The 23,198-nt window shown below is 65.7% G+C and carries 22 protein-coding genes, 1 pseudogene and 1 riboswitch; of the genes and pseudogenes, 8 read left to right on the plus strand and 15 right to left on the minus strand.

Annotated elements, in window-relative coordinates:
• The first annotated feature begins 28 nt into the window (after positions 1-28).
• From VHK65_09760 to VHK65_09775, 4 genes are all read left to right on the plus strand, one after another.
• Positions 29-742, plus strand: a complete 714-nt coding sequence (locus tag VHK65_09760) for a hypothetical protein (GenBank protein ID HVS06434.1) — start codon at positions 29-31, stop codon at positions 740-742.
• The gene (locus tag VHK65_09765; GenBank protein HVS06435.1) at positions 720-1,052 is read left to right on the plus strand and encodes a hypothetical protein; all 333 of its coding nucleotides are present in this window, start codon (positions 720-722) and stop codon (positions 1,050-1,052) included. Before VHK65_09760 ends, VHK65_09765 begins: the two co-directional genes overlap by 23 nt.
• A gap of 191 nt (positions 1,053-1,243) precedes the next feature.
• A complete protein-coding gene (locus VHK65_09770) occupies positions 1,244-2,407 on the plus strand; it encodes an MFS transporter (GenBank protein ID HVS06436.1) in 1,164 nt (387 codons plus the stop codon).
• 76 nt (positions 2,408-2,483) lie between these two features.
• Positions 2,484-3,200, plus strand: coding sequence for a TMEM175 family protein (locus VHK65_09775; GenBank protein ID HVS06437.1), 717 nt, complete (start codon positions 2,484-2,486; stop codon positions 3,198-3,200).
• Here the strand turns inward: VHK65_09775 and VHK65_09780 are convergent.
• On the minus strand, positions 3,197-3,985 hold the full coding sequence (locus VHK65_09780; protein HVS06438.1) for a M23 family metallopeptidase: 789 nt from the start codon (positions 3,983-3,985) through the stop codon (positions 3,197-3,199). The genes VHK65_09775 and VHK65_09780 overlap by 4 nt on opposite strands.
• Before the next feature lie 228 nt (positions 3,986-4,213).
• On the opposite strand from VHK65_09780, the gene VHK65_09785 reads away from it, so the two are divergent.
• On the plus strand, positions 4,214-4,858 hold the full coding sequence (locus VHK65_09785) for a hypothetical protein (GenBank protein ID HVS06439.1): 645 nt from the start codon (positions 4,214-4,216) through the stop codon (positions 4,856-4,858).
• Between the two features lie 4 nt (positions 4,859-4,862).
• Here VHK65_09785 and pyrE read toward each other — a convergent pair whose 3' ends face one another.
• The 8 genes and pseudogenes from pyrE to pyrB form a co-directional block, all read right to left on the minus strand.
• Positions 4,863-5,465 carry an orotate phosphoribosyltransferase gene (gene pyrE / locus VHK65_09790; GenBank protein HVS06440.1) on the minus strand — a complete coding sequence of 201 codons (603 nt, stop codon included), beginning with the start codon at positions 5,463-5,465 and terminating at the stop codon, positions 4,863-4,865.
• The gene (locus VHK65_09795) at positions 5,458-6,390 is read right to left on the minus strand and encodes a dihydroorotate dehydrogenase (protein ID HVS06441.1); all 933 of its coding nucleotides are present in this window, start codon (positions 6,388-6,390) and stop codon (positions 5,458-5,460) included. Before VHK65_09795 ends, pyrE begins: the two co-directional genes overlap by 8 nt.
• A complete protein-coding gene (locus VHK65_09800) occupies positions 6,383-7,243 on the minus strand; it encodes a hypothetical protein (protein HVS06442.1) in 861 nt (286 codons plus the stop codon). Before VHK65_09800 ends, VHK65_09795 begins: the two co-directional genes overlap by 8 nt.
• Positions 7,240-10,443: a carbamoyl-phosphate synthase large subunit gene (carB, locus tag VHK65_09805; protein ID HVS06443.1), complete on the minus strand. Its 3,204-nt coding sequence runs from the start codon at positions 10,441-10,443 to the stop codon at positions 7,240-7,242. The genes VHK65_09800 and carB overlap by 4 nt, the downstream gene beginning before the upstream one ends.
• Before the next feature lie 45 nt (positions 10,444-10,488).
• Positions 10,489-11,589, minus strand: a pseudogene (gene carA, locus VHK65_09810) (glutamine-hydrolyzing carbamoyl-phosphate synthase small subunit).
• Complete coding sequence (gene pyrC, locus VHK65_09815; protein ID HVS06444.1) at positions 11,582-12,724, minus strand: dihydroorotase; 1,143 nt, start codon at positions 12,722-12,724, stop codon at positions 11,582-11,584. Before pyrC ends, carA begins: the two are co-directional and overlap by 8 nt.
• Positions 12,724-13,275, minus strand: coding sequence for a bifunctional pyr operon transcriptional regulator/uracil phosphoribosyltransferase PyrR (gene pyrR / locus VHK65_09820; GenBank protein HVS06445.1), 552 nt, complete (start codon positions 13,273-13,275; stop codon positions 12,724-12,726). The genes pyrC and pyrR overlap by 1 nt, the downstream gene beginning before the upstream one ends.
• Positions 13,275-14,231 carry an aspartate carbamoyltransferase gene (pyrB, locus tag VHK65_09825; GenBank protein HVS06446.1) on the minus strand — a complete coding sequence of 319 codons (957 nt, stop codon included), beginning with the start codon at positions 14,229-14,231 and terminating at the stop codon, positions 13,275-13,277. Before pyrB ends, pyrR begins: the two co-directional genes overlap by 1 nt.
• A 250-nt stretch (positions 14,232-14,481) precedes the next feature.
• On the opposite strand from pyrB, the gene VHK65_09830 reads away from it, so the two are divergent.
• Both VHK65_09830 and VHK65_09835 read left to right on the plus strand, forming a co-directional pair.
• The gene (locus tag VHK65_09830; protein HVS06447.1) at positions 14,482-14,724 is read left to right on the plus strand and encodes a glutaredoxin domain-containing protein; all 243 of its coding nucleotides are present in this window, start codon (positions 14,482-14,484) and stop codon (positions 14,722-14,724) included.
• Between the two features lie 56 nt (positions 14,725-14,780).
• Complete coding sequence (locus tag VHK65_09835) at positions 14,781-14,996, plus strand: DUF2905 domain-containing protein (protein HVS06448.1); 216 nt, start codon at positions 14,781-14,783, stop codon at positions 14,994-14,996.
• A 1-nt stretch (position 14,997) separates the two neighbouring features.
• On the opposite strand, the gene VHK65_09840 is transcribed toward VHK65_09835, so the two are convergent.
• The 3 genes from VHK65_09840 to recJ form a co-directional block, all read right to left on the minus strand.
• On the minus strand, positions 14,998-16,035 hold the full coding sequence (locus tag VHK65_09840; GenBank protein ID HVS06449.1) for a DnaJ C-terminal domain-containing protein: 1,038 nt from the start codon (positions 16,033-16,035) through the stop codon (positions 14,998-15,000).
• Between the two features lie 43 nt (positions 16,036-16,078).
• Positions 16,079-17,488 (minus strand): cobyrinate a,c-diamide synthase, encoded by a 1,410-nt coding sequence (locus VHK65_09845; protein ID HVS06450.1) that lies wholly within the window; start codon positions 17,486-17,488, stop codon positions 16,079-16,081.
• A gap of 109 nt (positions 17,489-17,597) precedes the next feature.
• Positions 17,598-19,382: a single-stranded-DNA-specific exonuclease RecJ gene (gene recJ / locus VHK65_09850; protein ID HVS06451.1), complete on the minus strand. Its 1,785-nt coding sequence runs from the start codon at positions 19,380-19,382 to the stop codon at positions 17,598-17,600.
• 6 nt (positions 19,383-19,388) lie between these two features.
• On the opposite strand from recJ, the gene VHK65_09855 reads away from it, so the two are divergent.
• Complete coding sequence (locus tag VHK65_09855; GenBank protein HVS06452.1) at positions 19,389-19,703, plus strand: hypothetical protein; 315 nt, start codon at positions 19,389-19,391, stop codon at positions 19,701-19,703.
• A gap of 157 nt (positions 19,704-19,860) precedes the next feature.
• Here the strand turns inward: VHK65_09855 and VHK65_09860 are convergent, their stop codons facing one another.
• The 3 genes from VHK65_09860 to VHK65_09870 all read right to left on the minus strand — a co-directional run bounded on the left by VHK65_09860 (position 19,861) and on the right by VHK65_09870 (position 23,155).
• Positions 19,861-20,739: an LLM class flavin-dependent oxidoreductase gene (locus VHK65_09860; protein HVS06453.1), complete on the minus strand. Its 879-nt coding sequence runs from the start codon at positions 20,737-20,739 to the stop codon at positions 19,861-19,863.
• An 8-nt stretch (positions 20,740-20,747) separates the two neighbouring features.
• On the minus strand, positions 20,748-21,785 hold the full coding sequence (locus VHK65_09865) for a DMT family transporter (GenBank protein HVS06454.1): 1,038 nt from the start codon (positions 21,783-21,785) through the stop codon (positions 20,748-20,750).
• Positions 21,786-21,841: 56 nt separating this feature from the next.
• Positions 21,842-21,974: riboswitch (FMN riboswitch) on the minus strand.
• Positions 21,975-22,015: 41 nt separating this feature from the next.
• The gene (locus VHK65_09870) at positions 22,016-23,155 is read right to left on the minus strand and encodes a sulfite oxidase (GenBank protein HVS06455.1); all 1,140 of its coding nucleotides are present in this window, start codon (positions 23,153-23,155) and stop codon (positions 22,016-22,018) included.
• Positions 23,156-23,198: the final 43 nt, after the last annotated feature.

Genomic DNA, 23,198 nt, shown 5'->3' on the forward strand with positions numbered 1-23,198 from the left:
GCGGTTTCATGGATAGGGGACCAACGCAATGAGAAAGCTGATCGGCGCCCTGATGTCGCTGCTATTGATCGGTCTTTCTGGAGTAACGACCTATGTTGCGGCCGCGGCGAAGGACAAGGATTCGGAGGCCACGCCTTGTAATGGCACCCTTCTCCCTGGTGAGTACAAGGACGTCATCGTGCCCGTTAACGGGACCTGCTTCCTGACCTCAGTTCAGGTTGTCGACCACAACATCTACCTGGACAGCAATGCCTATCTCTTCGCTTATGGCACGCAGGTGGGCCACGACATCGAATCCATCGCGCCCACGGCCTACATCGAAACACGTTTCGGAACCAGCGTCGGCCATGACATCTCCTTCAAAGGACCGGGTGGCGGCGTGACGATTTGCTCGACAACCGTCGGCCACGACGTCACGGTGGAACAGGCCATCAATTTTGATGCCCAGGTCGGCGGCGTCGATGACGGCGGCATCGGCGGCGGCTGCGGTCCGAACGGTGGCAACGACATCGGACACAACCTCATCGTTCGTGACAGCACGGCCGCCGTCGAAACCAGCAACAACAACGTGGGGCACAACCTCGAGTTACTTGACAATCATGGATCTGGCGGCGTCCCCAGTGGCGCTCACACCGTGCTCAACAATCAAATCGATCATGCCTTGATCTGTCTGGATAACAATCCACCACCTGTATCAGCCGGCAACACCGCTCAGAAATATGAGGGACAGTGTCAGGCTTAGCTGGGAGAAGTCTCCGAATAGCCCTCGAGCACTAGGCACCCAAGAGCGGCCGGCCACACCGGCCGCTCTTCATCTCGCCCCTCTTGATATCGCCGGGTGCGGGCAACCCCAGCAGGGCACGATCTTCACGCACTTCAAGGGCGTCGCGTTTCCGATCACGAGCCCGCACCAGGTGGGCGAGGGCAGTTTCGTAATCCGCTCGGGCACCGGCGCCTACGCGGGCATCCGCGGTCGCGGGTCGTTCCTAATTGTGGTAGACCAGATCTCGAACCAGTTCATCGGCACGGAGACCGGAAACGTCGAAAGCTAGCTAGGGTGGGGCGGCAGTCAGCGGTGACACACCATAACTGTGCCCGTTTCGCTTGGCCTCCCAAACTCGGAGCTACAGCGCATAAGCCCGCCTAGCTTTTAAGCAGGGCGTCGAGAGTTCGATCCTCTCCGCCCCTAATCCAAAATACGATCGACTGCCGCTATCCTGTCCCGGTGCAAAGGGGCAAAGGCTTGCTCGGCAAATCGGTGATTGCAATCGCCCTTGCATCCCTCCTCTCCGATCTCGGACACGAGACAGCAACTGCCCTGCTTCCGGGCTTCCTTACCATCGCTCTTGCCGCTCCACCTATCGCGCTGGGTTTGGTCGAAGGGTTCTCGGACCTTGTGGCTGCCGGAGCCAAGCTCTATGGAGGCAAGCTGGCTGCTGACGGTATCGCATTGCGCGCCTGGGCCGCCGGGGGTTATGCGACTACGGGGTTAGCAACGGCCCTGCTCGGCCTCATTCCCTCATGGCCGTGGCTGGTGCTGATCCGTCCGATTGGCTGGGCGGGGCGGGGATGGCGCGGGCCAGTGCGCAACTTGCTGCTCACACTCTCCGTCTCGAAGCAACAATTCGGGAGAGCCTTTGGCTTTGAGAGGGCAGCAGACAATGCCGGAGCTGTGATCGCTCCCTTGGTGGCGGTTGTTCTACTCGGCGCGTTTTCCTACCGACCGACCTTCGTCTTTGCTGCTCTACCCGGATTCTTGGCAGCCGCGTGCTATCTACTGGTGCGACCAGTCATTGCTGAGCGCGGGAACTTCGGTGTTCGGCTCACTGGCTATCCGACGGCATTCAATCGCCTGCTCGTCGCCACCGCCGTGTTCGGCAGCGCCCAGTTTGCTGGGAGTCTTTTTACCCTTCGAGCAATCCAGCTATTGGCTCCCCTGAACGGTCCCGCAACCGCGGTCACGCTCGCCATCTTTCTGTATTTCATCTACAACCTGACCGCCACCGCCGCCTCTTATCCAGCCGGGGCCTTCGCTGATCGCACCGGCAGGCGCGTGACCTTGCTAATTACTGGCTTTCTCTTGTTCGCCATATCCGCTGCTTCACTCGCGCTCGCATCAACCGCAGTCTGGTTGCTCATCCCCGCCTTTGTGGCCGGCGGCGCGGCTGCCGGATCGGTTGAGGTTGCCGAAAGTACGCTGGCGGCGCACCAGCTCGCGGCCGCTGACCGTGGCGCAGGATTTGGGGTCCTGGCGGCCGTCAACGGAGCAGGCGATTTCGTGGCATCCGTTTGGGTGGCGCTGGTTTGGACGGTTGCTGCTCCGAGTATCGCTTTTGCCGGGGCTGCCATCGTGGCCGTGGTTGGGGCTGTTCTTGCTGGCCGGGTATCCGTGACTCCTGAGGTTTGACCAGCCAGAAAGGGGGCGCTGGTGGAAATGCACGGGGTTCTGGAGCGTGAATTCGCTCCAGCCTAGACTTCTCGCCGTGGCCAGCGCCGACGTGCCCCGCTTTCGCAATCGAGGCGACTCGGTCTCACGGTTGGAGGGGTTCAGCGACACCGCCTTCGGTTTCGCCATCACCCTTCTGGTCGTTTCGCTAACCGTTCCGACCAGGTTCCAGGAGCTGCTGCAGCAGCTGAGCGGGCTTCCCGTCTTCGCGGTAACCTTCGGGCTGGTCGCGACCATCTGGTATGCGCAATACGTCTTTTTCCGGCGCTATGGGCTCAACGACGTTGTGACCGTCACCCTCACGCTGGTCCTGCTGTTTGTGGTGTTGTTTTACGTCTACCCGCTGAAATTCCTCTTCGGGGTCGTTTTTCAGGTCGGGGGAGTCGCCTTCCAGGAGCGGGATGCCCCAGCCCTTTTCCTAATCTATGGCCTCGGTTTCGCCGGCGTCAACCTTGTCCTCGCGCTGCTCTACGTTCACGCCTACCGGAAGCGAGACGAATTAGGGCTCACCGACTGGGAGCGCCTGGTAACGCGCCTTTCGATCGCCGACAACACGGCGACCATGATGATCGGACTGCTCTCAGCCGCACTGGCGCAGGTCGTCCCTCCGCCCGCCACCGGGGCCGTGGCCGGATCAATCTACTTCGCGGTCGCGCTGCCCAAGTTCCTTGCCGGATGGTACGCGGGTAGCCGAGCCCGGGCGCTAGCCAGATCACCCCAGCAGACACCGCGGGCCCCCGAGCCTGGTCTTTAGAAGCAGGGCGAGGGGGCGTTCGCGGCGTATCCGTAGAGGTTCTCGAGGAACTGGTGCGGGTTAACCGTCCCGGCATGGGCGTGCAGTGGATGCGGTGACTCGATCACTTCGAAATGCACGTTGGCCATGTCGCTGAAACCGGCGCCTGGATCATCCGGGTCGCCACCGCTCTTCGCGATCAGAGCGCCCGCTGCCACATGCTCCCCGTTCGGGACATCGAACTCACGGACGTGTCCATAGAGGAACGCAATGGCGTCGCCCTGATCATCCTTGAGGACATCCGACACGACCACAACGGCATAGCCCTGCGGTCCGCCGGGGATAGTCCAGTTGGTCATGCGGTAGACATTGCCCGACGTCACCGCGTACAGCGGGGTTCCGCTGTCGAGCACGATGTCGATCGCGTTGTGGCCGAACAGCTCCTGCAATGTTCCGGTGGTCACGTCATGCACGGGAAGCTGCTCACGGATCGACCCGCCGTTGTAGGCGCCGTAATCCTCGATCATGCGTCCCTCGGGATCGCCTGGGTGGCCCCACGGAAGACGCATGGGGAGGCCCGACGTGTCGGTCACATTGCTCGTAAAGGCGATGGCGAGCGTCATTGGCGGGCACAACGGACGCGGGGAGGGGCTGGCAGTCGGGCTTGCGACCGTGACTGACACGGCAACCGATGAATGGCCGCCAGCAGGCAGAGCGGCGCTCACCGCGCTGAACTGAAAGGCGGCGCCGGCCAGCGCGCCCAACGTAATCCCGCCGGTAATGGCCGCGACCTTCGTGATTTTCATCGTCGCCCGCACAACGCGCGCACCTCACGAATTGGTACGAAAGGAGCCCATCAGCAGGTTGTGCATAACCAATTGGGCGCATGCAGCGTTTCACGGACCTTGGATCGCACCGCCGACAACATTTCCACAGGCGCAAAGAAAGTTGTTTGCAGAGCGGCCAGACGCTGGTAGTATTTCTCTCAACGCTGCGTGACCGCAGCGTCCTAGGTTCAGAAGGGCAGGCACAACATGCAACACATTGACGATACTGGCTGCCTTACGCAGCGCTCCCAGCTCGATCGACTCCAAGCGCTCGCTGACCGCATCGCTCGCGAGCGCATAAAGACACTCCAGCCCTCAGACCTACTGGCGACCACCGTCTTCGTGATTGGTCCCACTGGCCAGGAATCGACGTGGGACCTCGACCACCTGGAGCTGGCGCGGTCGTCCCCAGATGCCGCCGTCCAGCTGTTACTCGACCCTGAGGCGGTGTTGGATAACCTCGTGCCCACGCAGGCGATCATGCGCATCCTCCGCGATACGGGAGCTTCGGCGGTCGCCCTCATCGCGCCGATAAGCGCAGCCGGGGCCGCGCTCCAACTGGCCGACGTCGATCACGAGCAGAGCCTGACGGCGCGGATCGCGCATCAGCCCGATAGCGAGCCCAGCCTGAGCCAATGGGACTTCGGCAAGGTGGCATGGACAGTGCGCCTCCGGCATGTTCTCCGAGCCGCGCGCGGCGCCGCCGTCGACGAGGCAGCCCAGCCGTCAGCCCGGCCGGTGACGACACCGATGCGGGCCGCGGAGCCGGTTGTCGGACGTCGCAACCAACGGCGGGAGATGCGCGAGCAGCTGCACCGCACACCGGCGGCCGCGCCCTCCTGGCTGCAGTAAGGGACTAGGCCGGAACCTTCTTGCCGCTGCCGCGCGGCGACGCCACCGGCACGCCGGCAGCGCATTGCGGGCACGCGTCCGGCGCGTAAGAAGGGAAATCGACCGTCAGGCAGGCAAAGAAGGGAACATCGGTCGCGGCCCGACCAGCCGTTCGGTCGGCAAGGACTCCAACGCCGATGACGACGCCGCCGGCGTCGGTAATGCAGGCGTGCGTCTCAGCGAGCGATCCACCGGTCGTGACGACATCGTCGACCACGAGGACCCTGCTGCCGGGCGAGATCTCGAAGCCGCGACGTAGGACCCGGCCTGCCGATCCGCCGCGCTCGACATAAACGGCGTTGACACCAAGCTGCCGGGCAACCTCATACGCGAGGATGATGCCGCCAGTTGTGGGGCCGGCCACCAACTCGGGTCGCAGTGGCATGAATTGCTGCGCGATCATGCCGGCGAGCTCGGTGGTCGCCTTCGGATCTTCCAGGATTCGGAACTTCTCCAGGTAATCAGTGCCGTGCCGTCCGCTGGTGTAGACGAAGTGTCCCCGTAGGAAGGCACCTGCCGCGTCGAATGCCCGATGGGCATCGAACTGACTCATGTTGCGGTCAGGCATGGGTCAGCACGCTCGCGGACCGGATCGGCAACGCGCGCATGTCCCCGAACCCACGCTCTTCTAGATATTCAGCGATCCCATCGTGGACTTCGCGGGCTGCCTGAGGCCGGACGTAGTTGACAGTTCCCAATTGCACGGCCGCCGCGCCGGCCAGCAGGAATTCCAACGCATCGAGGGCCGACGTGATCCCACCGATGCCAATCACCGGAATGCGCACGGCCGCGGCCACCTGCCAGACCGCGTGCAACGCCAGCGGCTTGATCGCCGGTCCGCTCAAGCCGCCGCTGCCCCGCGACAGCACGGGCCGGCGCCGGCGAACGTCGATCGCCATCCCAACGTAGGTATTTGTGGCGGACACCGCGTCCGCCCCTGCGTCTTCGACCGCGCGAGCAACCCCGACGAGGTCGGTGACGTTGGGGGTCAGCTTGACCATCAACGGAAGCCGCGTCACGGCCCGGACGGCCGAGGTCAGCTCGGCCGCCAGGTCGGGATCGACGCCGAACTGCAGGCCGTTGGCGACGTTCGGACAGGAGATGTTCAACTCGAGCCCGGCAATGCCGAGCACGCCCTCAAGGCGGCGCGCGACCGCGACGTACTCGTCCACCGAGTCGCCGGCGACGTTGACGATCACGGGCAGGTCCCACGATGCCCAAACCGGTGCATAGACTCGCGCCACGTGATCGACGCCGGGATTTTGCAATCCGATGGCATTCAGCATTCCGGATGGCGTCTCCGCGATGCGGTTCGGGGCGTTGCCGTCTCGTGGTCGCAGCGTCGTGCCCTTAGTAACGATGGCGCCCAAGACGGCACGGTCGACCTGCGGCGCATCGAAGCCGTAACCGAAGGTCCCCGACGCGACCAGCACCGGGCTCCGCAGGCGCAGGCCCCCGCCGAGGTCGACGCGCAGATCCAGGGGCTTAGCCATGGAACTCATCCGTCATCCGATCCCAATCGATGCGATCGGCGCGCACGCACGGCCCGTCCTGACAGGTTAGGAGGTAACCGGCGCGACTCCGCGGCGCCGCGCAACCCAGGCAGGTGCCGACGCCGCAACCCATCGGCGTTTCGAGCGCCACCTGGATGGATGAGAGAGGAATCCCGTGATGGGGTGCTGCGCTGATCAAGGCCTGGAGCATCGGCGTCGGTCCACAGGCGACTATGTCGATACCCCCCACCCCGGCCCTCCCCCACAAGGGGGGAGGGAGATTGGAGAGCAGATCCACCACCCGCCCGCGATGGCCTGCGCTGCCGTCGTCGGTGGCGACCCGCATGTCGGCCCCAACGAATCGACTCGCGGGCAGGAGCTGCGCGGCCGTGCGCGCGCCCTGAAGCATCGTGACCTTGCGTCCACGGGCCACGAGTGCCTGAACGACTCCCGGGAACACGGCGACGCCGAGGCCGCCGGCGATGCAGACCGCGGGGCCGTCACCGTCGAGCGCGAAGCCGCGCCCGAGTGGGCCGAGCAGGTCGATCTCGTGGCCCTCATGGCGGACCGACAGCCAAGCGCTCCCGGCGCCCACGACATTGAAGATGAACCCGATCCGGCCACTCGCCGGATCGGACCAGGCGGCGCTGTAGGGCCGGCGCAGGATCGTATGCGGCGCGCTGACCGCAAGTTGGAAGAACTGCCCGGGGTTGACGGCGACCGCTGACGGCGGATGGTAGAGGACCAGCTCCACCGCCCCGGCCATGGGGACGGAGCGCTCGACCACGATCGCGCCCCCACCTTGCCCTCCCCCGGAGGGGGAGGGTGATATCCGCTCAACAGCGATACTCATGCGCGCACGACCTCGGCGACAGCGCCCACGTACTCGCCGAGCGTCGCGACGCTCGATCGATGTTCTCGGCGCCAGGATCGCAATGCCTGCACCAGCGCCCGTGCGGTGTCCAGCGAAGTCAGGCACGGGATGCGGCGCTCGACCGATGCCCGGCGGATCTCGTACCCATCGCGCAGGGGCACGCCCCCACCGTTATTGGCGACGGGCGCCGGCGTCGATACGGTGTTGACGACGAGCTGGACCTGGCCGGACTGGATCACGTCCACGACATTGGGATGGCCGTCGCGCAGCTTCTGCACCGTGGTTGCCGGGATCGCCGACTCGCCCAGCAAGGCGGCGGTGCCCGCTGTCGCGTAGAGCCGAATGCCCAGGGCATGAAGTCCCCGCAAGATGGGCAGCGCCTCCTGCTTGTCGGCGTCGGCGATCGAGCACAAGGCCGCGCCGTCAGGTGGAAGTTCCTGCATCGTCGAGAGGAACGCCTTGTACTGGGCGGTCGGCAGGTCTTGCGCGATCCCCATCGCCTCACCCGTCGACTTCATCTCTGGCCCGAGCACGGCGTCGACGGCCGGCAGCTTGGCCATCGAGAAGACAGGGGCCTTGACGGCATACAGCGGCCGGCTCGGCTGGAGGCCGTTGGCGAAGCCGAAGTCGTTGAGGGAGCGGCCCAATGCCGCATGCGTGGCCAGGTTCACCATCGGCACCCCCGTCACCTTGCTGAGGAAGGGCACCGTCCGGCTGGCCCGCGGGTTCACCTCGAGCACGTGCGGGATGCCGTCCTGTATGACGAACTGGATGTTGATCAGGCCCACCGCCTTGAACAGGCGGGCGATGATGGTCGTCGCCTCGACCACGCGGTCGGTCTCAGCCGGCGTCAGTGTGATCGGCGGGTAGACCGCGAATGAATCGCCCGAATGGATGCCGGCCCGCTCGATGTGTTCGAGGATGCCCGGTATCAACACGGTCTCACCGTCGCAGACGGCGTCGACGTCGATCTCGCGCCCCAGCAGGTACTTGTCGACGAGGATCGGGCCGCGCACGCCGAAGGCCATGGCTGCCTCGACGTAGCGTCGAAGATCCGCCGCCGAGTGGACGATCTCCATGCCGCGCCCGCCCAGGACATAGGATGGCCGCACCAGGACCGGGTAGCCCACTTTCGCGGCGATCGCCAGCGCGGTCTCGGCGTTGGTGGCTGAGCCGCCGGGTGACTGTGGGATCCCGCTGTCGCGCAGCAGCGCCTCGCAGCGACGCCGGTCTTCCGCCAGGTCGATGGTGTCGACGCTTGAGCCGAGAATGTGAGTCCCGCCTGCCGCCAGGGCGTCGGCGAGGTTCAGACCCGTCTGCCCGCCGAACTGGACCATGACGCCCAGCACGGGGTCGCGGCGCAGCACGTTGCGGACGCCCTCCAGGTCGAGCGGTTCGAAGTAGAGACGGGTCGAGGCATCGAAGTCGGTGCTGACCGTCTCGGGGTTGCTATTGATGAGCACGCTGTCGAGGCCGGCCTCCTGCAGCGCGGCCGAGGCGTGCACGCTGCAGTAGTCGAATTCGATTCCCTGGCCGATCCGGATCGGACCCGAGCCGATCACCGCCACCGCGGTGTTCCCGCTGCGGATGATCTCGTCCTCGTCCTCATAGGTGGCGTAGTAATAGGGTGTCACCGCCTCGAACTCCGCGGCGCAGGTATCGACCTGCCGGAAGGTCGGCTCCGGCGCGCTGGCCTGGAGCCGCCCGCCGCAAAGTTCCGCGATTCGCTCGTCATCGAAGCCGGCGCGCTTCGCGCGCAGAAGTAGATCCGGGTCCGGCCCCAACCCTTGCTGCAGCTCGGCCTCGAGCGCCGTGATGAACGCCAGGCGGTCGACGAACCAGGGTGCGTAGCCGGTCGCCGCGCCGACCTCATCATGGCTGGCGCCGTCGCGCAGCGCCTGCATCGCGGCCATCAGCCGGCGGTCGTTGGGCTGATGCAGCAGGTCTGGACGGCCGCGCAGTTGCGTGGCATCGGGAAGACGCTGCTCTAGCGCCCGCAAAGCCTTGCCCAGCGCGGCCTCAAACGTCCGCTCGATCGCCATCACCTCGCCGGTGGACTTCATCTGCGTACCCAGCGTCCGGTCCGCGGCGGGGAACTTATCAAAGGGCCAGCGCGGGATCTTGACAACGCAGTAGTCGAGCGCCGGCTCGAAGGCCGCACTCGTCTGCCCCGTGACCGCATTGGCGATTTCGTGAAGGCCGCGTCCGGCGGCGATCTTGGCGGCCACTCGCGCGATCGGATATCCCGTCGCCTTCGACGCCAGCGCGGACGACCGGCTGACCCGAGGATTCACCTCGATGACGTAGTACTGATCGGATTCTGGGTCCAGCGCGAACTGCACGTTGCACCCGCCTTCGATGCGCAGGGCCCGGATGATGCGCAGCGACGCCGATCGGAGCATCTGGTACTGGCGGTCGGAGAGCGTCTGGCTGGGCGCCACCACGATGCTGTCACCGGTATGCACGCCCATGGGGTCGAGGTTCTCCATGTTGCAGACAGCGATGCAGGTGTCGTTGGCGTCCCGCATGACCTCGTACTCGATCTCTTTCCAGCCGGAGAGCGAGCGCTCGACCAGCACCTGCCGGATCGGACTCGCGGCCAGTCCGTCGCGGACGATGGCTTCGAGCTCGAGCGGGGTCTCCGCCATCCCGCCGCCCGTGCCGCCCAGGGTGTAGGCCGGTCGAACCACAAGCGGGAGCCCGATCGCTGCGGCGAATTCCTGGGCGGCCTCGACCGTGGTCACGGTGCGGCTGTCCGGCACCGGCTCGCCGATGCGCAGCAACACGCCCTTGAAGGCTTCGCGATCCTCCGCCTCCCGGATCGCCGCGAGCGGCGTCCCGAGCACACGCACCTCGCAGCGGTCGAGGACGCCGGCGTCGGCCAGTGCCACCGCCAGGTTGAGCCCGGTCTGGCCGCCGAGGGTCGGCAGCAGCCCATCAGGCCGCTCGCGTTCGATGATCGCCGTGATCGCCTCGACCGTCAGCGGCTCGATGTAGACGCGGTCCGCGATGCCTTCGTCGGTCATGATGGTCGCCGGGTTGGAATTCACGAGGATGGTGCGCACGCCTTCTTCGCGAAGCGCCTTGCAGGCCTGGGTTCCCGCGTAGTCGAACTCCGCGGCCTGGCCGATCACGATCGGGCCGGACCCGATGACGAGCACGCTGGTGGGACGGCGCACCGGCTCGCGCACGGTGATCGGCACCGCTTGCCGGCCGGCGACCAGGTCGAGGAACTCATCGAAGATCACCTGGTTGTCCTGCGGTCCGGGTGCGCCTTCGGGGTGATACTGCACGGAGCGGACCGGCAGATGATCGTGCACGAGGCCCTCCACCGAGCCATCGTGCAGGTTGCGGTGACTGACGCGGAAGCCGCTGCTCGCGGGCAGGCTCTCCGCATCGACCTCGAACTCATGATTCTGCGACGTCATGCTCACCCGCCCCGTCCGCAGGTCGAGCACGGGATGGTTGCCGCCGTGGTGCCCGAATCGCAGCCGTGAGGTGCGGGCGCCGGCCGCCTGGCCGACCAGTTGATGCCCGAGGCAGATGCCCAGCACCGGGACGCGCTTGATCAGCTGCCTCGTCATCTCGACGGCCGGCTGCAACTGTGATGGGTCACCCGGGCCGTTCGAGAGCACGACCGCGTCCGGGCGGCGCGCGAGGATCGTCTCGAGGTCGCTGTCGTGCGGCAGGACCTCGACCTCGATACCGCGTGCGCGCAGCGATCGGAGGATGTTGCGCTTGACGCCGTAGTCGACGACGACGAGCCGCAGGCCGGTCCACTGGCGCAACGACCGGGCCGAGAGCACGGGATCGAGGGACTCCATGACATCGGTGAACGCTCCGGAGACCTGGCGGACCAGGTCCTGTTCCTCGAGTGGAATCACGCGGGGAACACGCTCGCGCAGTGACGGGAGCTCGTGACGGGGCCCGATGAGCGCCCGCTGCGCGCCCGTGCCTCGCAGATGTCTGGCCAATCGCCGCGTATCGCAACCGGTGAGGATCGGGACACCGTAGCCGTCGAGCCACTCGGCCAGTGACTGGTGGGTGCGCCAGTGCTGCTGGAAGGGGCTGAGCTGACGGGTGATCAACGCCCGAGCCCAGGGGCGGCCCGACTCCTGGAAATCCGGTGTCGCGCCATAGTTGCCGACCAGTGGATAGGTCATGACCACCATCTGCCCGGCATACGAGGGGTCCGACAGCACTTCCTGGTAGCCGGTCATGCACGTGTTGATCACGACTTCACCCGCGGCCTGGGTGGCCTGCCCACCACGCTCGCCGAACACGGTGAAGCCGTCCTCGAGGACGAGCACCATCGCGTCAGGCATGCTGCATCACGCGCTCCGTCACCACTTGCCCTCGACAGACGGTCATGACGACATGTCCGCGCAGCCGCCGCCCTTGAAACGGCGTGTTCTTGCCGCGGCTGCGGAAGGAGGACGCGTCAACGGTCCATTCGGCATTCGGGTCGATCAGGATCCATTCCTCCTCGAGCGATTGGCCCACAATCTCTCGTGGGCGGGACACGCAGGCGCGGTAGACGACGCGATCGGTGAGACCGAGCCCCAGGACGACGCTCACCGCCGTCTCGAAACCGTGGAAGCCATTGGCGCCCGCCTGCTTCGCGGCCTGGTCATGCGGCGCATGATCGGTTGCGATCACGTCGATCACCCCTTCGATCAGCGCCTGGCGCAGCGCATCGCGGTCGTCGGCGGTCCTTAGCGGCGGATTGACGTTGCCGTGTGGACCCATCGCTGCCGCATCCCGCGATGTGAGCGTGAGGTGATGCGGGGTGGCTTCGGCCGTTACCGCCAAGTCATCCGCCTTGGCGGCACGAATCAACTCGACCGCCTGGCGCGTGCTGACGTGCTGGACGTGGAGGCGGGCACCCTTGATAGTGCGCAGCGCGTCCAGCGCGTCTCTGACCGCGGCGGCCTCCGCATCGGGGCCGTTCCCGAGGCCCTCCGCCTGCGCGTGGATGAGCACCGGCAACCCAGCCGCTGCCGCTGCTGCGAGGGCACGGCCAAGCATGGCGCGGTCCATCGCGTGCCGGCCATCGTCGGAGAGCGCCACGGCTCCGACCGCTTTCAGCGCCACGGCGTCGGTCAGCTGCTGGCCTTCGAGGCCGATGGTGACGGCTCCGACGAAACTGATGCGGATCGGCAGCGCCTCGCTCCGCGCTACCAGGCTTTGCAGCCGCTCGGGTCGATCGGTCACAGGGGCGGTGTTCGCCATGGCGACCACGTGTGTGAACCCGCCGACGGCGGCGCTTGTCGCGCCGGAGAGCAGCGTCTCCTTCTGCGGGAACCCGGGATCGCGCAAGTGCGCGTGCAGGTCCATCCAGCCGGGGGAGAGCACGAGTCCGGTTGCATCACGATCGTCGGCACCCTCGGCGTTGACATCCACCGTTTGCGGCATCGAAAGGCCGCCGGGTCCCAGCACGCGGACGTAATGCAGGCGCATCAGACCTCTGACCGCTCGAGGATGCGAACCGCATCCTCACCATCGGTTTCCATCAAGTGCACGTCCACCCACTCCTGTCGCGAGGTCGGCACGTTCTTGCCGATGTAGTCAGGACGGATCGGCAGCTCGCGGTGACCGCGGTCAACCAGCACGGCAAGCTGGATCTGCGTGGGGCGGCCAGCGGCGATCAGGGCGTCGATGGCGGCGCGCACCGTCCGCCCGTTGAAGAGCACGTCATCGACGAGCAAGATGGGCCGGCCGTCGACCGCCGCCGGCGGCAGGACCGGCAAGGGGGCAATCGCCGCACGGGGCTGGTCGTCGCGGTAGGCTCGCACGTCGAGCGGGATGACGGGAAGGCGGACGCCTTCGAGCTCCTCGAGGGTGGCAGCCAGCCGCTGCGCGAGCGGGAGGCCGCGGGTGACGATGCCCAGTAAGCTCAGTTGCGCGAGGTTCGGCTGCCGCTCGATCACTTCGTGTGCAATGCGTCGCCAGGCGCGGCGCAGACCTTCGGCATCGAGGATGACGGCCTTGGCGGGCGGGGTCTGCAACATCAGCGCCCCAGTGCCCACTCGAGCACGGCCATCCGTACCCACAACCCATTGCGCGCCTGCCGGAAGTACGCGGCCCTCGGGTCGGCGTCGACCAGCGGATCGATCTCTCCCAGGCGCGGCAGTGGATGCATGAGGATGGCGTGCTCCGGCAATCGGCGCATCACCTCGGGCGTGACGACATAGACGCCGCGAAGCCGCTCGTATTCTTCGGGCGACTCGAAGCGCTCGGCCTGGATGCGCGTCTGATACAGGACGTCGAGCCCCGGGATCGCGCCGACCAGGTCGTCGGTCAGCCGCAGGCTCTGTTGCGCCCGCTGGAGGGAGCCAACCACGTCGTCGCCCATACGTAACGCCGGCGGCGCGATCAGCACCAGCTCGTTTCCCGGGAAGCGTGAGAGCAGCACCGCGAGCGACCGAACCGTCCGGCCATTGCGCAAGTCGCCCGCCAGGCCAATCCGCAGGTGGTCGAGGCGGCCCAGCTCTTTCTTGACGGTGAAGAGATCGAGCAGCGCCTGCGTCGGATGCTGCCCGGCCCCGTCTCCGGCGTTGATCACCGGCACCGTGGCCACGGCCGCCGCCCGCTCGGCGGTGCCGACCTCGGGATGGCGCAGCACGAGGCCGTCGACGTAGCCGCCGATGACGCGGATGGCGTCCTCCAGCGACTCTCCCTTGGCTGCTGACGAGGCCCGGGTGGCGTTCTCCGCGCTCAGGACCTGGCCGCCGAGCCGGTGCATGGCTGCCTCGAAGGAAAAGCGCGTGCGGGTGCTCGGTTCGTAGAAGACCGTCGCGAGCAGCCGGCCCGACAGCCGCCCCATCGCGATCTCGTTGGCCTGTTCGAATGCGGCCGCCCGCTCAAGCAACTGCTCGATCAGGGCACGGTCCAGAGCGTGTGGCCCGGTCAGATGTCGGATGGGAACCTGCGTCCGCGCGGCCGGAGCGGTCAGGGTGTCTCGCACCGAATTCTCCTTTCGGTCTCGCTGGACCGGGTTAAAGGACGAAGGTCCCGGTAAGTCTACGGGCCGAGGCCCAGGGTGTCAAACCAAACGTTTCTCGGCCTGATATCAACGATCCTGATCGAACGCATCGGAGAAATGAATTGGACAAATGACAGGTCCGTTGATAGGGTTGCTATAGCCTTTTTAAGGCGCGATATCAAGTTCTGTGTCACCCCGGGGCGAGCGGGAGCACACGGAGGCAAAGGGCGAGATGGAAGTCATCGTATACACCCGACCGGACTGCGAGAGCAGCCGCCGAATCAAGGAGATCCTGGAGAGCCGCGGCGTCGCGTTCCAGGAGCATATTTGCGCCGACGGCAAGCTCGATGGCAAGGACCTGCGCAACCTCGACATCGAGGTCCGGCAGGTGCCGTTAACGGTGATCGACGGCGTGCCGATCGCCGGGCTACAGCAGGCCAAGATCGAACAAGCGATCGGCTGGATCGGTTTCTAACCGAGTCGCGACCGGCCCGCTAGATCGGCGCGTCAGGCGGCGCGTAGGATGAATTCATGCCCGAGATCGGCAAGCTGCTCATCATTGTTGGCGGCTTCATCCTCGTGGTCGGGCTCTTTCTGAGCTTGGGCCTCAGGATTCCCTACCTCGGCAAATTGCCGGGCGACATCTCGGTCGACCGTGGCAATGTGCATTTCTACTTTCCGATCGTCACCGGCTTGCTGCTGAGCCTGGTGCTGACGATCCTGCTGAACGCCTTCTTCCGCCGCTGACTCAGCTGGTCCGGGCTTTGCGGATTCCCTCGTAGAGGTCGCGCACCGCCGGGGTGATCGGCTCCGGGATGCGAATCTCGAGCGTGGCGTAGAGGTCGCCGGGCAGTCCGTCTTTGAGCGCGGGCAAGCCCTTGCCCTTCAGCCGAAAGACTTTGCCCGCCTGGCTCGCAGGCGGGATCTTCAGCTGGAGTTGTCCCCCCGTGAGTGACTGGATCGTGACCTCGTCGCCGAGCGCGGCTTGGTCGTCGAGTACCGGAAACGGCGTGTAAAGATCCCGGCCCTTGGCCGCGAAACGGTCATGCGGCAGCAGATGGACGCGGAGATAGAGGTCGCCCGCTTCGGCGCCGCGCTGCCCTTCGCCCTTCACCCGGATGCGTGAGCCCTCGATCACGCCCGCCGGGATCTTGACCTGGATCTGTCGGCGCGTGGCGCGAACCCCGGCGCCACCGCAGGTCGGGCAGGTGACGCTCTCCATCACGGTGCGGTTGCCTACCTTGCGCCGCTCGGCGGTAAAGCCCGAGCCGCCGCAGGTGGGGCAGGTCTCAGGCACCTCGGTCTGAATGGTGCGCTCGCCACCTTGCGCTGCCTCTTCGAGCGTGATCTCGATCGGATGCTCGATGTCCTCGCCGCGCTCCCGAGTGACGCTTCGACCGCGCGTCCCCTCGAAGCCGAAACCGGAAAACCCGCCGCCTTCGCCGGAAAAGTAGGTGTTGAAGAAGTCGCTGAAATCGCCGAATCCGGCGGCCTGGCCGGCCCCGCGGCTGGGCTGCGACTGGTACTGGCGGCCGAACTCTTGCTCGCGCTCGATCCGTTCCCAGTCGGCGCCGAGCTGGTCGTATTTCGATCGCTTTTTTGGGTCGCTGAGCACCTCGTAGGCCTCGTTGATTAGCTTGAAGCGGTCGGTGGCCTTGGGGTCCTTGTTAACGTCGGGATGGAACTGGCGTGCCAGCCGGCGGTAGGCGGACTTGATCTCCTTCTCGGTGGCGGTCCGAGTGACGCCGAGCGTCTGGTAGTAGTCCTTGTACTGAGGCGTGGCCATGGATTACTCTGTAATGCCCGAAACAGCCCGGACTAAAACGAGGTCAGGAGGCGCTGCGGACAGCGGCGTACTCGCGGCAGTGTTGGACGAACTTGTCGACCAGCAACGGATTCTGCCCGAAGTGCAGGTGCACGTAGCTGGCGAGCAGGTTGGGTGCCACGAAACCCTCGTAGCCGATGACGTCGCCCTCGGCGTTCTGCATCTGGTAGGCGGGCTTCAGGTCGCCGTTGTGGCCAGTGATGCGGCTCCAGTGGAACTCGTGCCCTCGGTAGAACTGCCCGCGCGGTGACAGGATGTTGTCCTCGAGGGTGAGGAGCTGCCGGTAACCGAAGCGATGGATCTCGCCGTCCATCTCGACGTCGACCGGGATCACCGCCGCCATCCGGTGCGTCGTCCCCGACTCCGTTCGGAGCGAACGTCCCAGGTACATCAGGCCCCCGCACTCCGCGTAGATCGGTACCTCGTTGCGATGGGCGCGCTGGATCGACTCGGCCATGGCGTGATTGTTCGCCAGTGGTTCGACAAAGATCTCGGGGAAGCCACCGCCGAGGTAGACGCCGGCGATGTCCTGCGGCAGCTGCGCATCCTCTAGCGGACTGAACGGCACGACCTCGACGCCGTGTTCCTCGAGCAGCTCGAGGTTTTCCGGATAGTAAAAGTTGAAGGCGTCGTCGTAGGCGACGGCGAGGCGCACAGTCCGCCCGCCGTCGGGTTTTCCCTGGAACACCTTCTTCGGCACAAGCGGCACCAGCTCCGCTTTGTTCGCGATCCGCAGCAACAGATCGAGGTCGACGTCGCGATCGATCGTCTCCGAGAGCACGCCGATCATCTGATCCCATTCCTTGTTCTCGGTGACCGGTAAGAGACCACGCTGGCGTTGCGGAATGTCGAACTGCGGCATCGCCGGCAAGGCACCCAGGACCGGCAGCATCGCGTGATCCCAGATCGCGTCCTCGACCGTGCGCCGGTGGGCGCCGGAGCGAACGTTGTTCAGGAGGACCCCGGCGATTTTGGGCGACTCTCCGTACGTTTTGAAGCCCAAAGCCAGGGCCGCGGCACTCTCGACCATCTCCCGGACATCGATTACCAGCACGACGGGCGCCTTAATGACGCGAGCGACGTCGGCCGTGCTGCCCTCGGTACTGCCGTCGCGGCCGTCGAAGAGCCCGAGCATGCCCTCGACGATCGCCAGGTCGGCGCCGAGCGCACCCTGCGCCAGCACCTGGCGTAGCGCTCCCTCACCCAGCATCCACGAGTCGAGATTGCGGCAGGGCCGCCCGCTGACGTGCGCCAGGTACGCCGCATCGATGTAGTCAGGACCGACTTTGAAGGATTGGACCGTGAGCCCGCGGGCTTTGAAGGCCGCAATCAACCCGGCCGTGAGGATGGTCTTGCCGACGTTGCTCGCGGTACCGGCGACGACCAGCCTTGGAGTGCGTACCTCGTCCAGCATGCTTGCCTCGCTATTGCTTGCTCAACAAGGTGCCTCTTCCCCCAAAGCACCTGCCTGAGGGCTACCGTAGCACAGCGCTTGCGCCCGAGTAAAGACGGGCTAAGGCGCTTTACACGCCGGCGAGAACGAGCGCCGGCTGCACCGCCGGTCGGAGGTCCCTGAGATGCAACCGGATTCGATCCAGGCCGTCCCAGCGCTCGCACTGCAGCGCGTACACGACATCGATCCGCCGGCCACTCGGGAGGTGCGGTGCCACGGCCGCCTTGTCGAACGCGATCGCTTCCGCGCTCGCCGTCCGATCGCGCAACTGCACGCGCAGATGGCGGCGATCCGAGCCGAACGTCTCGGTCCGCACGACCTCGACCTCCTTGCTGAGAAGTAACGGCTCGCGATTGCCGACCCCGAAAGGGGCGAGCATTTGGAGTTCGTAATGCAGGCTTGGCTTGAGGTCGGCGAAGGCCGCCGTCGCCTCGATGGTGATCGGCCGCGAGAATGCATCGCCGTTCAAGCGACTCGTCGTGTATTGCTCGAGGCATTCCTTCAACTCGGCAAAGCGACTCTTGAGCACGGTGAGCCCAGCCGCCATCGCGTGCCCGCCAAATCGATGCAGGAGCGGCGCGCAATCCTGAAGGCAATCCACCAGGTGAAAACTCTCGATACTCCGCGCCGAGCCACGCCATTCATCACCCTCGGTATTGAAGATGAACGTCGGCCGGTAGAACTCTTCAACCAACCGGCTGGCCGCCAACCCGAGCACGCCAAGCGGCCAGTGGTCGGCGCCCATGACGATCACCGCAGCCCCGTTGTCGAGCTCGGCGACCTGCGTCCTCGCCTCGCGCACGATCTCCGCGGTCAGTTGCTGGCGCTGCGCGTTCTGATCGTGAAGCCGCTGAGCGAACGGATCCGCTTCCTCCCGGCTCTCGGCCATCAACAACTGGAGGGCGAGCATCGCATCTTCCATCCGTCCGGCCGCATTGATCCGCGGCCCGAGTTGGAAGGCGAGGTGCTCCGCCGTCACCGGCGCCGTGATGCCGGCGACGGCGAGCAATGCCGCGCACCCCGGACTGGGAGCCTCGCTCAGGCGGCGAAGGCCGGCGCGCACGATGGCGCGGTTTTCCGCGCGTAGCGGCACGACATCAGCGACGGTTCCCAGCGCCACGGCGTCGAGGGACGCGCCGGGGTCGAGTTTTCCGGGAAAGACGCGCCGCTCGAGCGCGACGAGCAATTTGTAGGCGACCCCGCAGGCGGCAAGCCCATCAAAGGGATAGGCGCAGTCGGGCTGCTTGGGGTTGATGAGCGCGTCGACCGCGGGGCGCTGCGCGCCCACCTCATGGTGGTCGGTGACGATCAGCCGCATGCCCTGCGGCCTCCCCGCGGCAGCCTCAACCGAGTTCGTCCCGCAGTCGCAGGTGATGACGAGCCTCGCGCCGCGCGCGTGCAGGTCGTTGAGCGCTTCGAGATTCAGGCCGTAGCCTTCGGTGAAGCGATTGGGGATATAGGTGATAACATCGGCGCCCACCGAGCGAAGGCCGCGTGCCAGCGTGACACACGCGGTGACACCATCCGCGTCGTAGTCGCCGTAGACCGCGATGCGCTCGCCGGCCGCGATCGTCTGCGCGATCAGATCGCACGCCACCGCCATGTCCTTCAGCAGGAAGGGATCAGGGGCTCCTTCGAGGTCGGTCTGCAGCCAGGGGTCGAGCTGACTCTGGCGCACGACGCCGCGACCGTGCAGGATCTGCCGGAATACCGGGGAGAAGGCCTCAAGTCCTGGTTGAGCCCGAAGCGGCTCGGGGAGTTTCCAGTTCCGGCGTTCCTTCTTCAAGGCCGCCCGCAGTATGGCACCGGTTTGCGACAGCTGCGTGTCGAAGTTATCCACAGCGGTCCGCGTCACATCAGTGTGAACGGCCAGCACACACCGCAGACTCTCGTGATCGTCGTCGGCGTCTTCGCCGCGGTAGGCGCCGCGGCGACGCTGTACCTAGGCGCGGACATGCTTGCGGTTCAGCTGCAGCCCGACACACGAAGATTCCAAGACCTCATCAGAGTGGGTCAGGTCCTGGTGCTTTTCCTCGTTGGCATCACCGCCTGCGTGGGAGTCGGCGCCGGGATCGGTGGCCTGGCTCTCACGACCGGGCGCGGTCGACTCGGGTTCGGTGCCGCCATTGCCATTACGCTGGTCGGCCTGGGCTGCGCGGTGCTAGCTCTACGCTAAGCAGCTTCGGCGCCAAGGTCAGGTGTGCAAGAGGACCTGTCGGAATGCGACCGTTGTCGGTGGCTGCAACTCGCAGGTTGCCTACCGGGTCCACCGCCACCCCACTTGGATTATTGAGCCGGACAGATGTGGCCGGGCCGCCGTCGCCCGAGTGAACTCAGTGGGTCGGGCGGCATTCCTCCAGGACGCGCCGCGCGGACTCGACATCACCGCGGCGGACCACCAGGATCCGAACGATGGGAAGATCGACGCCCGTCGCCAGACGTTCCACCTGCGTTCGAGTCTCCCCGGGTCTGCCCGCGGCGGCGACGCGAGCGATGAATTCCGGGTTGGGCGCGGCGCCCGTTGCCTCGATCCGACGGAGCTCCTCCCCGAAGTCCATCCGTTCGAAGTGGCGTCGATAAGCGGGCACGCGCAGGGCGTATCCCAGCGCGGCAGCCGCCACCGTCCTGCGAGCCAGCTCGACATCAGGATCAACGGCCGTTCGGATGTACTCGATCACTCGAGGCACACGGCGACCAGCGGCGTTCGCGGCGTCAGCCAGCTGCTGGCGCGACCACGCGACCTGCTCTGCGGTGCACCAGTTCAACGCGACCCCATCGGCGAGCTCCGCCGCCAGGCGCAGCATCAACGGGCCGAGGGCGGCGAGGTAGAGCGGCAACTCTGGCGGATGGCGCTTCTGAAGGTCGAGTAGATACGGGCGCATCGCCTCGGCTGGATGGGGCATCTGCCCACTGCCCACGCCGAGCGTGAATCGACCCCCGGTTTTCTCCCACACAGCGCGAGCTTGTTCCGCATAGAACTCCGGCGGCTGGCCGGAAGCGGGAACGACGGAAATCCCAACCGGCAGTCCACTTGCTGCATGCCAGCGCAGACAGCGATCGAACGCCGCCGCGTCGGCACGAGACGGCGTCCAGGCGGAGTGGTAACCGAGCTCGGCGGCCAACCGAACGAGGTGCGCCTCGTCGGTGTCGCTCAGGCCCTGGTCGGGATCAATGCTAAAGCCGGCTCCCAAATCATTAATGCGTGACCGCATGGCCGCGTCTAGGCTGCGGCGGGCTCCTGCACGACGACTGGCGGCACTCGCTCCTTCGTGTAGTTCAACAGCAGAATCACGACAATCAACAGGCCGGTACCGATTGCCTGGTTTAGTTGAGCGTAAGCGGGCAGTGCTTGGCCAAACCCCCACGGGTACGGTAGCGGCGCTAGAAGTTGAATCGTGACCGGCAGAGCAAGCTCGGCAATCGTAGCGAGGGACGCGGGGGTGCTTGCCAGCCCGCGATAGTACACAAGCAGGCCGATCACGCCCGGAACAATCGCGATGTAGAGCAAATTCGGAACGAAGTCCGAAATTGTGTAGTGACCGAAGCCGCCGAGGCCGCTCTCAACTACGACGAGCACGGCCAAGATCGGTAGTGCCAAGGTAAATCGCAGAGCAGTCGTGGTGCGAAATGAGATCGTTCCCAGAACAAATCGTCCGAGTACGGTGCCGGCGGCCCACAGGAACGCCGCGCCAAGGGCCTCCAGACCAGCTTCCAAGCGCACTGCCGCTGTGCTCGCGACCTGCTGACCTTGAAGGAGCCTGAAGGGTTCAGATAAATCGCGCGCAAAAACAACGATGTAAACGCCGACCAGCGCCATAACCACCGTTGGCCAGAACCAGCGCCGCCGCCGTTCTCCGAGGATGACCCACGCCAATGTCATCGCAATCAACGGCTGAGTCATCTGGGCGACGTAGGTAACGGCAAATACGTGATGAGAGAAGGACTTTGTAAACAACCATGTGGCCAAGGCTTGTGGTCCGACGCCAATGACAATTAGGGAAACCCACTGCCGGGCGGTTAACCGGCCGAGTTCGTTCCAGCCGCCAACCAGGAGCGGGAGAAGGAAGATCGTTACAAGCGCATCCTCCGCAAACACAATCTGAGATGCGGTCAGATGGCTGGTCAGGGGGTTGCGGAAATACGCGTCGGAAACCCAGATCACGGCAGCGATCGCAACCACCACGACCGAGAAGCGGTCGATAAAACTGGGCCGCCCGCCAGGCGCTGCGGTTTGCGTTCTTGTCGTCGGGACGGCCATCGTCATTACTCCTTTGGCCGCCGGGGCAGAAATCGGGCGCACGGTAGGTACGCTCCGAGGGCCTTCTTTCATCCCGACTGTACGGTCGGCCCCGGAGTGGGCGCTACGCCTTCACCGGGTCATGCGCCGTAGGGCGCTCGCGGGCTATACCGCCGATCAGGGAGTTACACCCCTGCCCCGAAGACCAAACTAAGAATAGCAGTCGGACGGAACTGTCGCCGCCGGACGATTCAGGAAATGCCGTCAGCCGGCGCTTGGACCGGCACCAGATCCTTTCCGACCACGACCTTGACGCGCTGCACCTGGTTGTTGCAGACGCCATGCGCGTTCCACGGCGCGGTCAGCGGCTGAACGTTCCCCGTCGCGTCGGTCGCACGGCAGCAGAGCTCGTACTCACCAGCCCGATCGGCGCCCCACGCATAGCGCCATGATTGCCAGCCGAAATCCCCACCGTCTCCAGCGAGCTCGGCATCCGCCCAGGATCCATCTCCGTCGGTGCTGATCTCAACGCGAACGATGCGTCCCCGGCCTGACCACGCCCGACCGTCGAGGATGCAGGTTCCCAGGCCGAGCTGGCGCGTCCGTGGCAGGAAATGCGGGATGCCAGGCGGCACCATCAGCGAGCGGGGCAGCATCCGCGTCACGGGCTCGCCCAACTCGTCCCAGGTGCTGGTGACGTGATAGGCGGGCTCCTGTTGATAACCGCGAAACGGCTGCGTCACGACCGTGATCGACCGGAGCCACTTGACGTGGGTCATGCCGTACCAGCCCGGCACCACGAGACGCAATGGGAACCCGTGTTGCGGCGGGAGCGGTTGCCCGTTGATCGCATAGGCGAGGAAGACTTCGTCGCGGTTGGCCTCCGCCATGGTCAGGCTGCGCTCGTAGTGCTGCTCAACACCGCCCTGGACACCCCGATCGATGCCCGTGAAGACCACCTCAACGGCGCCGTCGAGAGGTCCGGCCGCCTCCAGCAGCGACCGTAGCGGGGTGCCGGTCCATTCCGCATTCCCCACCGCCTCGAAGAGCCATGGCTGGCTGACCGGACGGGGCGAAAGGTTGGCCCGGCCGTTGCCGGCACACTCCAGCGTCACAACCCGGGTGACCGCCGGCCGGCGCTTGATATCGTCGAGCGTCAAGGTGAGCGGCTCGCGCACGTGGCCGCCGATCACGAGCTCCCACTGGGATGGGTCGACCCGCGGAATGTCGAAGTGGATCAGCAAGTAGTGCAGGCCGATCGGGGTGATCGGGTACTGGAGGGCCTCGAGTGGCAAGGAGTGATTCCTGACGCCCAGTTGCAGCTCATCGAGCGAGACCTCCGGGCTGGTCGACAGCAGGTGGGTCGCCACCGGCTTGGCTACGGTGCTCATCCGAGTCAGGCCACGATAGCGCTTCCCGATGCCCCTCGGCAAG

The sequence above is a fragment of the Candidatus Dormiibacterota bacterium genome (assembly GCA_035544955.1).
Lineage (GTDB): Bacteria > Chloroflexota > Dormibacteria > CF-121 > CF-121 > CF-13.